This window comes from Brevundimonas sp., from assembly GCF_035561115.1.
Classification (GTDB): Bacteria; Pseudomonadota; Alphaproteobacteria; order Caulobacterales; family Caulobacteraceae; genus Brevundimonas.
This window is the reverse complement of record NZ_DATMYH010000068.1, coordinates 44237-59576: the sequence shown is the minus strand read 5'-3', so window position 1 is coordinate 59576 and position 15340 is coordinate 44237. Positions and strand designations below refer to the sequence as shown.

Below are 15340 nucleotides of genomic sequence, written 5' to 3'. Positions count from 1 at the left end.
CCGGCCGCGCCCGTCTCACGCCGGCGTCGGCCTGAGGTCGATGGCCGCCCGGGCCAGCCGCCCATAGAGCCGGCGGCGGCGGACCAGCGGCCACCAGTCGTAGAGAAAGATCTGGATCGGCCGCCAGTTGGCGACCCAGCCGAGGATGATCAGGCCTTCGTCGAAGAACCGGCCGACATAGCCCTCACCGACCCGGCTGCTGATCTCCGCCCCGAGGAAGACGCACAGGGCCAGCACCGTCAGGCCGATGGCGAGCGAGGCGTGGCCCACGCGGAACAGCTCCTTCAGCTCCCATCCGGCGACTTCGGCGCGATAGGCGAAATAGTTGCGGATCGCGTCGGCGACATGCCTGGCCTCCGCGCGTCCGGCCTCCTCGGCCGGCAGGTGGACCAGGATACGGATCGGCCTCGCCCCGCCCTGTTCGCGCGCCCAGGCGACGACATACTCCTCAACCGCCGCGTCCAGATCCCGCTCGCGGAACGGCAGCGGATCCAGAGACTGGAACAACTGGCCGATCTCCCGGACCTTGAGTTCGATCGGCCGGCCGCCCGCGGCGGCGGGCGCGCCCGGATTCGCCTCGCCCCGTCTCCGTTCCTCTCCGGCGACCATGCCTTTTCTCCCTCGCCGCCGTCCAGCCCCGCGGGCGACGTCAGAGCCCGAACGGATAGATGTCCGGCGCACCCTCCGCGGCCGCCCCGGGCAAGGGCGTCACCGGTCCGGTCTGCTCGAACCAGACCCAGGCGTCGAACTGGGACCCCAGCCGGGCCTCGAAATAGTGGCTGCGCAGCTCCGTCTCGGGCCGGTAGATCACGCCGATGGCCCGTTCCAGCCGGGGCGCGTCCAGGGCCGCCGCGAGGACGGGATCGTCGCGCCAACGGGTCAGCGACCGCTCCCGCCCCGCCTGCAGGAAAACCTGCTCCCAGCTGTCCGGCCGCGACGGCCGGACCGTCTTGAAGTGGACCTCGCCGCCCCAGTCCTCGGCCGCCGCCACCCGTCCGCGGTCCGTGCCGAAGCCGATCGAGATGCAGTCCGGACCGAAGGCCCTTCGGCACAGCTGGCCGACGTTGTATTCGCCGCCCGCGCCCATGGCCGTCGCGGAGGCGTCGCCGAGATGCGAATTGTGCGCCCAGACGATCGCCCGGGCGTCCGGTCCGCGCGCCTTCAGCAGTCGCTGGAGCGTGCCGAACATATGGCTGTCGCGCAGATTCCAGCTCTCCGTCGAGCCGCGGTACATGGCGCGGTAGTAGGCTTCCGCCGCCGCCACGACCCGGGCGCTCTGCTCGGCGTCGAAATAGTCGTCGCCGTCCCGCGCGCTGTAGGCCAGGCGATTGGACAGGAGGTTGACGAGCTGGTCGACCACCGCGTCCTCACAATCGACCGTCCCCATCCGCGCGGCGGCCCCGTAGCGCTGCGGCTCATCCAGATAGGGCGTCAGGCATCCGTAGCGCCGTCGGGCTGAACCTGCCGCCTCCGGATCGACCCGGTCCAGATAGGCCAGGACATCGGTTTGCGACTGAGACAGGCTGTAGACGTCGAGCCCGCGCAACTCGGCCCGGTCCTCCGCCGGCCAGGACAGATTCCAGGTCCGCAGGTCGCGGACGAAAGTCGAAAACTGGGCGTTGCGCCACATCCAGCGGGGGAAGTTCGGGAAACTGGCCATCTGGCCCCAGACGCCCCGATTGCGGGCGAAACGATCCAGTTCGGCGACATCGGGCCAGTCGGCCTCCAGGGCCACGATCCGGAACCCGTGCCGATCGATCAGACGCCGGGTGATCGCCGCCCGGGCCTCGTAGAATTCGGCCGTACCGTGAGTGCACTCTCCGAGCAGAACCACCCTGGCGTCCGCGAAGACATCAAAGGCCGCGGCGAAGGCCTCGTCGCCGACCGGGGCGAGGGGCGCGGATCGGTGGTGCACCAGGGACGCCAGATCCCGGGTCTGCGAAAGGTCGGCGAAGGTCATCGCCCCGCTCCATCCTGATCCGGCCCGATCCTGCGGGCCGTTGAAGCTGGCCGTTCCGCCGCGCGGCCGCCTTGACGTGGGTCAAGGCGCCGGTGCGGCCATCGGTCCAGGAATACTGGTCCCAAGGTCGGTTGCGCCATGACTGATACCTCCGCCTTCGTCCCCGTCGCCATTCCGCCCCTCGGCCTGGCCGGCGAGTTGCGCCTGGCGGATCCGGCCCGCGGCGTCGTCATCTTCGCGCACGGCAGCGGCTCCAGTCGGCTGAGCCCCCGCAACCGTCGGGTGGCCGAAGCCCTGACCGGCGCCGGCCTGGCGACCTTGCTGTTCGATCTGCTCACCGAAGTCGAGGCGGGAGACAGGCGTAATGTGTTCGACATCGATCTCCTGGCCCGGCGGCTTGTCGACGCGATCGACTGGGTCGTGAGCCAGCCGGCTCTGGCGGCTCTGCCGATCGGGTTGTTCGGCGCGAGCACCGGGGCGGCGGCCGCCCTCAAGGCGGCGGCGGCGCGACCGCGGGCGGTGATGGCTGTGGTGTCGCGCGGCGGGCGGCCCGACCTCGCCGGGGAGGCCCTGTCACAGGTCCGAGCCCCGACCCTGCTGATCGTCGGTGGGAATGACGAACCCGTGCTCGGTTGGAATCGCGAGGCCGCGGAACAGATCGGCGGGCCCGTGCGGGTGACGGTGATCCCTGGCGCGACCCACTTGTTCGAGGAGCCGGGCGCCATGGACCAGGTCACGTCTCTGGCGGCGGACTGGTTCGCGAAACGGATGTGACGGCGTTTCGGGTCCGCCCGTTTCCACCGGTCGCCGGCGAATCAGACCGATCGAACGAGGAGGTCGCATGGGCGTCGCCAGCATTTCCCGCCGCGCGTACGGGACCGCGTCTCCGCCGCGGTCTTCGAGCCTCAGGGGCGTCGCGGCTTGACGGAGTCTGCGGCGCCTTCGGCCCCGCTGTTCCCTGACGAGCGCGAAGCGATGCCATCGTGCGACAGCGCAGTAAGCCAATGACGTTTCCGCAGGATCAGGCCTTCGAGCGCCTGGGCGACCAGACTCCCTCACTCGCAGACAAATCGGGGTAGCTCTGACTCAGGCGGCCATCGCCGCCTCACTCCGAGGCAGGACTGGAAATTGTCAGCCGTTTCGGGACTATGGGCCATGGAGTCGCGCGACACTGATGAACTCATCGTCTGGGCGCAGGCGCTTGAGGCCTATGCCCGCGACTGGGACGAGACCTTCGACAAGCGACCCGGCTATTTCACCCAGGAGTTCTGGTACCTGCTGGTGGGCTGCATGATCGCCAACTGGAACGGCCGGCCCATGACCATGAGCCAGGCCTGCCAGCAGATGAAGAGCGGCTCCAACCGCACCCGCGAGGAGCGCATCAAACGCGCCGTGGATGACGGCTTCCTGGTCAAGGAGCGCACGGGAGACGACGGCCGGACGGCCCTGGTTCGGCCGACGCCCAAGCTGGAAGCCCTGATGGTCGGCCATCTACGGCGCACCCGCGAGCTCATCAGGACGGCGCTCGACTGAAGCGGGACTGGGCGCAGTTTTTGCGGACAGTTTCGCGCGCAACTCTTCGCTAGTCGGCCATCATGCGCCGTGATGCTGTGCCTCTCATCGAGATCGCCCGTCAGCGGCGACCGGGGGAGGCCACCATGAAGATCCACACCGCTCGCGGCGCGCACCGCGCCCTCATGCTCGCCGGCGTGTCCGCCGCCGTGCTGGCCGCCCTGCCGGCCGTCGCGCAGGAAGCGCCGCTGGCTGCCGAACAGGCCTCGACCCTGGACGAGGTGGTTGTCACCGCCCGCCGGCGCGAGGAGCGGCTGCAGGACGTGCCGGTGGCGGTCACCGCCCTGTCGTCCGAGTCGCTGGAGAATCTGCAGGCGTCCGACATCGGCGCCCTGGAAGGCGCGGTCCCCAACCTGACCCTGCACGAAGGCGACGCCGCCAACGCCGTGGTCTATCTGCGGGGCGTCGGGCAGGTGGACAGCCTGGCCTTCGCCGATCCGGGCGTCGGCGTCTATGTGGACGACGTCTATCTGGGCCGGGCCCAGGGCGCCTTCCTGTCGGTCTATGACGTGGACCGGATCGAGGTGCTGCGCGGCCCGCAGGGCACCCTTTACGGCCGCAACACCATCGGCGGCGCGGTGAAATTCGTCTCGACCCCGCTGGCCGCCGACCGGAGCGGCCGGGCCGAGGCGTCGGTCGGCGACTATGGACTGGTCGAGGCGCGGATCAGCGCCGGCGGCGCCCTGAACGACGACGGCACCCTGCTGGGCAAGGCGGCGGTGTCGGTGGCGCGTCGCGACGGCTATTCGGACAACGCCTTCAACGGCATGGACGACGGCGACAAGGATCAGGTCGCGGGCCGGGTCTCGCTCGAGTATCGCCCGAACGACGATCTGTCGCTCCGGCTGAACGTCGACGCCTCGCGCGACCGGCCCGACACCTCGCGAACCCCGGCGCGGGCGACGGATGTGCTGGGCCTCTATCCGGATACGATGGCCGATCCGTTCAAGGTCGATGCCGATTTCAACGACCTGAACACGCTCGACACCTTCGGCGCCGCCCTGACGGCCGACTGGGCCGTGTCGGACCTGTGGTCGTTCAAGTCGGTCACCGCCTGGCGCTCCATGGACTACGCCAGCCATCTGGACCTCGACGCCACGCCGCTGGCCCTGTTCGGGGTCTATGTGGACGAGAACCAGCACCAGTTCAGTCAGGAGTTCCAGCTGACTTACGCCGGCGAGCGTCTGAACGCCGTCGCCGGCGTCTTTTATTTCGACGAGAACGACCTGACCTATTCGGGCCTGCTGGGTCCGGTCATCAGCCTCGTCACCGGCTCGATCAACGATCAGCACAACCGGTCCTGGGCGGCCTATGGCCAGGCGACCTATGACCTGAGCGAGCGGCTCAGCCTCACGGCCGGCCTGCGCTACACCGCTGAGGACAAGGATTTCCGCCGCACCCAGACCTTCTACGGCCCGCTGACCGAGCCGCCGGTGCGCGACGCGCCCGGCCTGCTGGTGACCGACATCGACGCCTCGGAAAGCTGGGATTCCTGGTCGCCCAAGCTGGGGCTGGACTATGCGGTCTCGGACGACGTCATGGCCTATGTCAGCGTCAGCCGGGGCTTCAAGTCCGGCGGCTTCGACGGCCGCGCCAACGACGCCTCCGGCGCTGCGCCCTACGATCCCGAGACCCTGTGGGCCTATGAGGCCGGGGTGAAGTCGACGCTGATGGACCGGCGTCTGACAGCCAATATGGCCGTCTTCTGGAACGACTACACCGACCTGCAGCTGTCCAGCTTCTCGGCCGACGGCGGCGGCGGCTTCATCGCCCTGTTCACCAACGCAGGGGCGGCGACCATCCGCGGGGCCGAGCTCGAGCTGACGGCGCGGCCGGTCCCGGAACTGACGCTGAACGCCACGGTCGGCTATCTGGACGCCCGGTACGACGAATACATCGGCCCCGGCGGCGTCGACATCAGCGACCAGCGCCATCTGGTCAATGCGCCGGAGTGGTCGGCGCGGTTCGGCGGCGTCTATGTCGCCGACCTGGGCGTCAACGGCTCGCTGACCCTGGGGGCCGACGCCTCATACCGGTCGAAGGTCTATCCGACGGTCTCGTCCAGCGAGATCCTGGCCCAGGACGGCTACACCCTGGTCGACGCTTTCGTGCGCTGGAGCGACCGGGAGGACCATCTGTTCCTCCAGCTGGGCGGCCAGAACCTGACGGATGAGCGCCATATCGAGCAGGGCTTCGACCTGTCGGACTCGCTGGGCTACCAGCTGGCCTATTTCGGCGCCCCGCGCACCGTGCGCCTCACCGCCGGATTCAAATTCTGAGATGAGCCGCGCGCGAGGGCCCTGGGTCGAGCCGGATACGGCGGCGCTGCTGACGGCCATGGCCACGGACTTCGCCGGCGCCCCGGCCGAGCCCACGGTCGCCGAGCGGCGCCAGGGGCTGAACATCGCGGCCGAGCTGTACGGCCCGACCCCGGCCGCGGTCGGACGGATCGAGGATCTTGTCGCGCCCGGCCCCCATGGACCCGTGCCGGTGCGGATCTATTGGCCATCCGGAGGCGACGTGGCCGGGTTGCGGCCCCTGGTCGTGCATATCCACGGCGGCGGCTGGGTGCTGGGCGATCTCGACGGCTATGCGCGCGTCTGCCGGGCCTATTGCGCGGCGGGCGACTGCGTCGTGGTGGACGTCGACTATCGCCGGGCGCCCGAGCACAAGCATCCCGTGGCGCTGGACGACTGTCTGGCGGCCCTGGCCTGGGCCGCGGCCAACGCCCGGGCGCTGGGCGGCGATCCGGCGCGCATCGTGGTCACCGGCGACAGCGCCGGCGGCCATCTGGCGGCGGCGACCTGCCAGCAGACCTCGGTCCCGGTGGCCCTGCAGATTCTCGTCTATCCGGTGATGAGCGCCAGCGCCCATGCCGACTTCGCCTCGCGCAAGACGCTGGGGGACGGCGCGTATTTCCTGCGCGAGTTCGACATCCTGCGCGCCGAGAGCGAGTATTTCGCGCCCGGCGACGACCGCGAAGCCGCTCCGGCCTCGCCCCTGCTGGCGTCGGCCGAGATGTTGTCGCGCCAGCCGCGCACCGTGGTGATCACCGCCAGCCTCGACCCCCTGTGCGACGAGGGCGCGGCCTATGTGAAGGCGCTGAAGCGCGCCGGGGTCGACGCCCGCGAGTGGCGGATCAAGGGGACGATCCACGGCTTCGTCCTGTTCGCCGGGCGCATAGGCAAGGGGCGCGACGTCATCCGGCGCATCGGGCGGGCCGTGTCCGGCGCACGTCCGGGACGGAGGCGTTTCGGCCTGTTCCGAAGCTGAGGGTCAGAGAGCGTACAGATTTGTCAGCCCGAGGCAGAAGCGGGCATGGCCCTTCCCATGGCCGCCGCCCGCCGCCGGGCCATGGCGGCCCATCGCCCTTTTGCGCCAATGTCGTGTTGATATCGCTCCGACGGGATGCGACAGGGCGGTTCGGCTTGGAGCCAGGTTTTCGGGCGGTCGGGGAGGCATATGGCAGGGTCGACCATCTATGACGTCGCGGCCGCGGCAGGCGTGTCCATCAAGTCGGTATCCCGCGTACTGAACGGCGAGCCCAACGTCAGCGAGGCTCTGAAGACCCGGGTCGGCAAGGCGGTCGAAGACCTGGGCTACAGGCGCAGCCTTTCCGCGCGGGGCCTGGCGGGATCGTCCTCATCGGTGATCGTCGCCCTGGTCGACGCAGGGATGACCATCGAGCACTGGCGGAGCGGCAGCGGAAACGACTATCTGAGCCGGCTCGAACTGGGCGTGCTGATGGAGTTGCGCCAGGTCGACTATCACCTGATGGTCGAGATGGTCGACTACGCCTCGCCCACGCTTCGGCGTGACCTGTCGGCCCTTCTGTCCTCGATCCGGCCGGAAGGCGTCCTGCTGACCCCGCCGAACTGCGATCTCAGCCTCGTCCTTGACGTGCTGGACGCATCCGGCGTGGGCTATGCCCGGATCGGGGCCGAACGGGAACTGGGCCGTGGAATCCTGGTCTCCATGGACGAGCGTCAGGCCGCCTGCGACATGACCGAACACCTGATCGACCTGGGTCACCGGCGGATCGCCTTCATCGGCGGCCCTGCGGCTTATTCGGCGAGCCGGCTGCGCCTGGAAGGTTTTCAGGCGGCCATGGCGGCGCATGGCCTGGCCGTCCCGGCAGAGGCGGTCGTCGAAGGAGACTTCACCTTCGCGGCCGGGGTCGCCGGCGTCGAAAAGCTTCTGGGCGGCGCCGTGCCGCCGACCGCGGTTTTCGGCTCCTGCGACGATACCGCCCTCGGCGTCATCCATGGCGCGCTGGCCCGGGGTCTCCAGGTTCCGCGAGATCTCTCTGTCTGCGGCTTTGACGACTCGCCCAGCGCGATGTTCAGCAATCCTACGCTGACGACGATCCGCCAGCCGGTCGCCGAGATGGCGGCCGCGGCCGTGCAACGCCTGACCCCGCCGCTCCGCGCGCGGCTCAATGCCGGACAGGACGGGGGTCCTTTGGTGGTTCCCTACCGGCTCATCCCCCGCAACTCGACCAGCGCGCCGCCAATCGACTAGGCTTGTGCGGGCAGGATTGACAGCGCTGTCATTCTTGGCTCTACTGGGCTCAAGAGAGCTGCCGAACAAGGCTCGGGAAACGTCATCCGGAACGACCGGTCAACCGGTCAACCGGTCAACCGGTCAACCGGTCGCCTTCGCCAGAAGGGCTTCGTCGTCGTGACCCCGGCCGGATCGGTCGACCCCCTGCGGTCGTCTCTTGAAGCGACTCCTGACTGACTTTCGCCGCGGCGACCCTGCCGCGGCGATTCTTTCACACGACCCTGCGCGAGGACGACCATGGGCAGAGCCGCATCTTTCCTGGCCCTGGCGACAGCGGTCTCTCTCATTCTCCACGGCGCCGCCTCCGCGCAATCCCGATATGTCGCGCCCGCGGACTCGCATGTCGCGGCGGCGCAGCGGGCGCACCCGGAGATGTGGCCGCACGCCGCGTCCCCCGCAGCCCTGAGCGACCCGCAGACCGAAGCCTTCATCGACGCCCTGCTCGCCCGCATGACATTGGAGGAGAAGGTCGGCCAGACTATCCAGGTTGACATCGCCTCGATCACTCCGGACCAACTTGCGGACTATCCGTTGGGCTCCATCCTGGCAGGGGGCAACTCCTCGCCCGGCGGCGACGAGCGCGCGCCGGCCCAGGCCTGGGTCGATCTCGCCCGGGCCTTTCGGGCCGCCGCCGCCGCCCGGCCCGGGGCGCGCGTGCCCCTGATTTTCGGCATCGATGCGGTGCACGGGCACAACAATGTCGTGGGAGCCACCATCTTCCCGCACAACATCGGCCTGGGCGCCGCGCGGGACCCCGGCCTGATCCGTCGCATCGGCGAGGCGACGGCCCTGGAGGTTGCGGCGACCGGCGCCGACTGGACCTTTGGCCCCACCCTCGCCGTGCCGAGAGACGACCGCTGGGGAAGGGCCTATGAGGGCTATTCCGAGAATCCCGAGGTGCAGCGCGCCTACGCCGGTCCCATGACCCTCGGATTGCAGGGCGAACTTCAGGAAGGCCGACCGCTCGCGGCTGGCCACATCGCGGGATCAGCGAAACATTTCCTCGCCGACGGCGGGACGGCGGACGGGGTCGATCAGGGCGACTTCCTCGGATCCGAACAGGCGCTGATCGATATCCATCTGGGCGGCTATCCCGCCGCGATCGACGCGGGCGTATTGTCGATCATGGCCAGCTTCTCGAGCTGGAACGGGCTCAAACTCTCCGGCAACCGGACCCTGCTGACCGACGTGCTGCGCGGCCCCCTTGGCTTTCAGGGGCTGGTGGTGTCGGACTGGAACGCCCACGGCCAGTTGCCCGGCTGTTCCAACGAGAGCTGTCCCATGGCGATCAACGCCGGCATCGACATGCTGATGGCTCCCGACAGCTGGCTGCCGCTGTACCAGAACACCCTCGCCCAGGTCCGGTCCGGCGAGATTTCGCAGGCGCGCCTGGATGAGGCCGTGCGGCGCATTCTGCGGGTCAAGGTCAAGGCCGGCCTGTTTCAGGACGCACGGCCGGTCGAGGGGGACCTGGGCGTGCTCGGATCGGCGCGGCACCGCGCCCTGGCGCGCGAGGCCGTGCGCAAATCCCTGGTCCTGCTGAAGAACGAGGACGGCCTCCTGCCGATCCGCGCGGGCGCGCGCGTGCTGGTGGCGGGGGCGGCCGACGACATCGGCCAGGCGGCCGGGGGCTGGACCCTGAGCTGGCAGGGCGCCGGGAACACCAACGCCGACTTTCCGAACGGCCAGTCGATCTGGAGCGGCGTCGAGGCGGCGGTCCGGTCGGCAGGGGGAACCGCCGTGCTCAGCCCGGACGGACGCTATGACACCCGGCCCGACGTCGCCATCGTGGTCTTTGGCGAGACGCCCTACGCAGAGTTCCAGGGCGACCTCGAGACTCTGGACTACTTGCCGACCGGTCCTCTGGAGATGTTGCGCCGGCTGAAGGCGGAAGGGGTGCCGACCGTTTCGGTCTTCCTGTCCGGCCGCCCGTTGTGGACCAATCCGGAAATCAACGCGTCCGACGCCTTCGTCGCCGCCTGGCTCCCGGGCACGGAGGGGGGAGGGGTCGCCGACGTGGTCGTCGGCGACGTTCAGGGGCGGGCGCGGCATGATTTCAGCGGAACCCTGTCCTTCAGCTGGCCCCGCACCGCCGCCGGCGCCCCTCTCAACCACGGCGAGCCGGATTACGATCCGCAGTTCGCCTATGGCTACGGCCTGACCTATGCCCGGCCCGCCAGCGTGCCCACGCTGTCGGAGGAAAGCGGCGTGTCCGGCGCGGCGGGGGCGGTCGACCGCTATCTGGTCGACGGCCGGATGGCTGCGCCGTGGAGTCTGTCGCTCGGGGACGCAGGCGGCGAAACGCGATCCAGCGACGGCCGCACGGGCGCCAGCCCCCGCGCCGGCGTGGCCATCCGCGCCGTGGACGACCTGGCCCAGGAGAGCGGCCGCCAGCTGGTCTTCGCCGGCGGGCAGCAGGCGACCGTGTTCGTCAACGGCCCGCCCGTGGATCTGTCGCGGCAGAGCAATGGCGAATTGACCCTGTCCTTCCGCTACCGCGTGGATGCGCCGCCGTCGGGTCCGGTGTCCCTGGCCATGGGAGCGGGCGTGCTCGACATCGGGGAAATTCTGCGACAAGCGCCGGTCGGGGACTGGCGGATGCTGCGGATCCGGTTGTCCTGCTTCAGGGCGGCCGGAGCGGATGTCGCCGCCGTGGATACGCCCTTCGCGCTCACGACCGAAGAAGCGATGACGATCTCGGTCTCGGAGATCCGGCTTGCCTCGCACGACAACATCGCGATCTGTCCCGGCGCCTGAGGTTGGCTGTTGCGCCTGGGCGCACGGGCCGCGACCATGACGGGATCCGAGTCGGGCCGGGACGTTGATGGGCAGGGTGTTTTCTCCGCAGGACGGCGCAACGAGGCCTTCGGCGGCCTTCGGCGGCGGTCCGGAGCCGGTCTCCAGGCGGACGCTGGCCGCCCTGACCCTTGCCCAGACCGCCGCCTTCGTCGCCTTCGTCCCGCTGTTGAACTTCCTCCTGCCCCTGAAGGCCGAAGACGTCGACGCGGCGGGAAAGGTCGTCCTGCTCAGCCAGGCCGCGCTGTGGGGCGGGGTGGCGTGCAGCATCGCAAACGTCGTCTTTGGCACCCTCAGCGATGCGACGCGAAGCGGTTTCGGCCGGCGTCGTCCGTGGATCGCGTTGGGACTGGTGCTGACGCTTGCGGCCTATGCCGTCATCCATGGCGCCCAGACAGGCATGGCGCTGATTCTCGGCGTCGTGCTGTTCCAGGTGGGGCTGAATGCTGTCTTTGGCCCCCTTGTAGCCCTGCTTCCTGATCTGGTGCCTGATCGGCAGAAGGGTCTGACCTCGGCCCTACTGGGCACCGCCTATCCGACGGCGACCCTGTTCACCTCGCTTGTCGTGGCCATCCTGCTGGATGGGCCGGGCTGGCGGTTCGCCGTGACTGGCGCGACGGTCGCCCTGCTGCTCGCGCCGCTGCTGCTGTGGGTGCGCGAACCTGCTGCGCCCCGCCCGACCGGTCCCCGCCGGCCTTTCTCGCTGGAAGCCCTCGGAAGCGCTGATTTCCGCATCGCGTTCGCGTCCCGGCTGCTGGTTCAGGTCGCCGTGGTCATGAACGCCCTCTATCTGTTGTACTATGTCCAGCAGTCCGAGCCCCTGACCCAGAGATTTGGCGCGGGGTCGGTCGATACCGTGTTCGGCTGGCTGTTGGCGGCCTGGACGGCGACCTCGTTGCTGGCCGGCATCATCGGCGGCGTCTGGTCCGACCGAACCGGGCGGCGCAAGATTTTCGTCGTCGCCAGCGGCGGACTGCTGGCCGCTGGCCTGACGGCCATGGCGGCCTTTCCGGCCTGGCCGGGCCCGCTGCTCGGTCAGGCCCTGTTCGGGGCGGGCCTCGGCCTGTATTCCACCGTCGATATCGCTCTTGTGGCCCAGATTCTTCCGCGCGCGGAGCATGCGGGGCGGGACCTCGGCCTGATCAACATCGCCAATGTGCTGCCCCAGATCGCCGCGCCCGCCCTGGGCATCGTGATCTTCCAGGCCGAGGCGGGCGGTAGCTTCTTTCTCACCTACCTCGCCGCGGCCCTTTTCGCTCTGGTCGGAGGCTGCGTGATCGGCTTTGTCCGAGGCGTGGCGTGACGGACGAGGTAGCCGGGACACCGTTGCCGGACCCCGATTGACAGCGCTGTCTTTTTGAGGCCTTTTAGTGTCACCGGCGATTCAGAGACCGGACGGAACTTGGGAAGAAGCGCCAACGGCGCTCCACGGAACGCAGCCGGGTTCAGCCTGTTCAGGGCGGCCAGCGCGCGGGTCCGTGAAGGGGAGGGCCTATGCTTAATCAACAACGCCACATCCGCGCGATCCTCATGACCGCGGCCTCAGCCAGCGTGCTGGCCACCGCCGTGCCGGCTTTCGCGCAGACCGCGGACCCCCAGGACGCGACGACCCTGGACGAGGTCATTGTCACCGGATTCCGCGCCTCCCTGGCCGACGCGCTGAACGCCAAGCGCGAATCCAACCTGATCATTGAATCCATCACCGCCGAGGACATCGGCAAGTTTCCGGACCAGAATATCGCCGAGTCCCTGCAGAGGCTGGCGGGCGTCCAGATCGACCGCGAGAACGGCCAGGGCACCAAGGTCCGCATCCGCGGCCTCGACCAGAACGTCACCCTGCTGAACGGGGATATTTTCGTCACGGGCCTGGAAATCTTCCGGCTGGGCGAGGGCAACATCCGTCAGGACAGCTCGCTCGAGGGCATCCCCTCGGAGCTGATCGGCGGCGTGGACGTCTACAAGTCGCCCGACGCCTCCTTGCTGGAAGGCGGTCTGGGCGGGATCATCGACCTGCAGACCCGACGCGCCCGCACGCTGCGCAGCGACAATCTGATCGCTGGCGACCTGCGTGGGAACGTCAACGGCGACGACGGCGACTGGAACCCGACCGGATCGCTGGTGGTCGGCCACCGTTTCGGCGATCGCTTCGCCATCCTGGGAACGGTGTCCTACGACCAGACGGACGTCTTCACCGAAGCCCTGGGCGGTGAGAACCGCGGCGGCTGGGCCTTCCTCGGGCGTCCCGTCAGCGGCGGCCCCGCGCGCGACATCTGGTCGCCCGAATACCGGTACGCCACCAACCGTGACCAGGAGCGGGAGCGGATCGGCTATTCGCTGAACGCCGACCTTCAGGTCACCAACTCGCTGTCGCTGACCGCTGACTGGTTCCATTCCGACCTGTCGATCCTGACCCAGGAAGCCTCGATCAAATTCCCCTTCGCCAACGAAAACGCGACCTATGCGGCGGCGAACCTGACGGTCGGCGACAACAATGTGCTGGAAAGCGGCACGGTGACGGCGAACTCCGCTGAGGCCATCTCCTTCGTCCAGAACGCCGAGGCCAACACCGACAATTTCCAGATTGCCGCCAATTGGGACAATGGCGGTTCCCTGCGCGGCAGCGTACGCGCCGCCTGGTCCACGGGCGAATACGAAAGCACCAGCGGCAACAGCGACGTCCGCTACACCCAGTACACGGTGCGAAATGGCACGGCGGCGGGCTTTGTGCCGAACCCGACGGCGCCGGCGACCTTCACCTACGGCTACACCAATGGCGACAATCCGACCTTCACCCCGGCCAACCCCGGCCAGTTCACCACCCCGACCTCGGTCTTCGCCAAGTCGCACTGGGTGTTCGGTGAAAACACCGAGATCGAGAACGCCTCGCTGCGCGCCGACCTGGAGTATTCGCCGGACTTCGCCCAGAGCCTGACCATCAGCTTCGGCGCCCGCTACGCGGAACGCACCGTCGACTCCGAATACGGGCGCTATCTCGCCGACTACTCCGGCAAGGGCGAGCTCGACGCTCACGCGCTCGGACTCGGCGACTGGACGCCCTTTGGCTACTTCCAGGACGGGGCCATCGGCTACAAGTCCTGCGAACTGCCCGTGGGCACGCCCGGGCGGCCGGTCTGCTCGCCCGGCGCCCGGTTCGGCGATTCCCCCGCCCTGATCACGCCCTATCAGACCGCCGCCTCGAACCCCGACCGGTTCGAAGCCGTGACGATCGGCGGCATCGCCGCCCTGGTGCAGAACCGCGACCAGATGCGCAACCCGGTCGCGTGGATCTCGGCGCTCTATCCGTCGACGCCCTTCACCTTCTTCCGGGACCCGGTTGAGTCCTTCATGGTCGAGGAGAAGACCACCTCGGGCTATGTCATGTTCGACGTGGGCGAGGACGAGGACCGGTTCCACCTCAACGCCGGGGCGCGGGTCATCAAGACCGAGCTCGGCATCGACTCCAGCCAGACTCCGATCTCGGGCGCCTATTATTTCGGCACCGACAGCTGGAACGGCGTGCTGGCCAATCCCGTCGCGGTCACCACGCGGCGCGAGTACACCGACGTCCTGCCGAGTGCGAGCGGCGTGCTGGAGATCAATGAGACGGACAAGCTCAGGGTCTCCGCCGCCCGCGTCGTGTCGCGCCAGAACCTGTTCCAGCTGGGCCAGGGGTCGAATTTCAACTTCACCCGCAGCACGACGCCGGGGCCGGACCTGAACAGGTTCATCTATACGAACGGCAGCGGCGGCAACACCGAACTCGATCCCTATCGCGCGTCCCAGTACGACATCGCCTATGAGCGGTATTTCGGGACGCAGGGCCTTCTGTCGGCGGCGATCTTCTACAAGAGCGTGGACAGCTTCATCCAGACCGACACCGTGTCCCGGCGCGTGGCGGACGGCTCGGTTGCGGGCTCGACCGTGGGCATCTTCACCCAGCCCGTGAATGGCGAGGGCGGCACGATCAAGGGCGTCGAACTGGCCGCACAATACGCCTTCGACAACGGCTTCGGGTTCAACGCCAACTACACCTATTCGGACTCGGAAAGCTCAAACTTCTCGGACTTCGAAGACAGCCTGCCGATCCCGGGCGTGGCCAAGCACGCCTTCAACCTTCAGGGCTACTATGAAGGCCACGGTTTCGAGGCCCGACTGTCCTACGCGTGGCGCGACAAGAGCTACCAGGGCAATTTCGCCTTCGGGACCGGGGCGGACTCGCACAATCTGTCAACCTGGGAACGGGCCTACGGCCAGTTGGACGGACAGATCGCCTATGCCGTCACCGAGGACATCAAGGTGGTGCTGGAAGGCATAAACCTGACCGAGGAATCGTCGGGTCGTTATCTGCAGTTCGAGAACCTGCCCTTCCGATATGCGACCGGCGAGCGCCGCATTTCGCTGGGCGCGCGGTTCACGCTCGGACGCTGACCTTCTTGACGCGGACGGCGG

10 protein-coding genes are annotated in these 15340 nt (G+C 68.6%); 8 read left to right on the top strand and 2 right to left on the bottom strand.

What is annotated here, in order from left to right:
- Positions 1–15: 15 nt before the first annotated feature.
- Positions 16–609 (bottom strand): hypothetical protein, encoded by a 594-nt coding sequence (locus VN378_RS09090; protein ID WP_325743067.1) that lies wholly within the window; start codon positions 607–609, stop codon positions 16–18.
- A 40-nt stretch (positions 610–649) separates the two neighbouring features.
- Positions 650–1960, bottom strand: a complete 1311-nt coding sequence (locus VN378_RS09085; protein ID WP_325743065.1) for an erythromycin esterase family protein — start codon at positions 1958–1960, stop codon at positions 650–652.
- A gap of 138 nt (positions 1961–2098) precedes the next feature.
- On the opposite strand from VN378_RS09085, the gene VN378_RS09080 reads away from it, so the two are divergent.
- The 8 genes from VN378_RS09080 to VN378_RS09045 all read left to right on the top strand — a co-directional run bounded on the left by VN378_RS09080 (position 2099) and on the right by VN378_RS09045 (position 15319).
- Entirely contained in the window at positions 2099–2734 is a 636-nt protein-coding gene (locus VN378_RS09080; protein WP_325743063.1) for a dienelactone hydrolase family protein, read from the top strand.
- 381 nt (positions 2735–3115) lie between these two features.
- On the top strand, positions 3116–3493 hold the full coding sequence (locus tag VN378_RS09075) for a MarR family winged helix-turn-helix transcriptional regulator (RefSeq protein ID WP_325743062.1): 378 nt from the start codon (positions 3116–3118) through the stop codon (positions 3491–3493).
- A 125-nt stretch (positions 3494–3618) separates the two neighbouring features.
- Positions 3619–5811: a TonB-dependent receptor gene (locus tag VN378_RS09070; protein WP_325743061.1), complete on the top strand. Its 2193-nt coding sequence runs from the start codon at positions 3619–3621 to the stop codon at positions 5809–5811.
- Between the two features lies 1 nt (position 5812).
- Positions 5813–6805 carry an alpha/beta hydrolase gene (locus VN378_RS09065; protein ID WP_325743059.1) on the top strand — a complete coding sequence of 331 codons (993 nt, stop codon included), beginning with the start codon at positions 5813–5815 and terminating at the stop codon, positions 6803–6805.
- Between the two features lie 189 nt (positions 6806–6994).
- On the top strand, positions 6995–8053 hold the full coding sequence (locus tag VN378_RS09060) for a LacI family DNA-binding transcriptional regulator (protein ID WP_325743057.1): 1059 nt from the start codon (positions 6995–6997) through the stop codon (positions 8051–8053).
- Positions 8054–8332: 279 nt separating this feature from the next.
- On the top strand, positions 8333–10852 hold the full coding sequence (locus VN378_RS09055; protein ID WP_325743055.1) for an exo 1,3/1,4-beta-D-glucan glucohydrolase: 2520 nt from the start codon (positions 8333–8335) through the stop codon (positions 10850–10852).
- Positions 10853–10919: 67 nt separating this feature from the next.
- A complete protein-coding gene (locus tag VN378_RS09050) occupies positions 10920–12194 on the top strand; it encodes an MFS transporter (protein WP_325743053.1) in 1275 nt (424 codons plus the stop codon).
- A 191-nt stretch (positions 12195–12385) separates the two neighbouring features.
- Positions 12386–15319: a TonB-dependent receptor gene (locus tag VN378_RS09045; protein WP_325743051.1), complete on the top strand. Its 2934-nt coding sequence runs from the start codon at positions 12386–12388 to the stop codon at positions 15317–15319.
- Positions 15320–15340 lie beyond the last annotated feature (21 nt).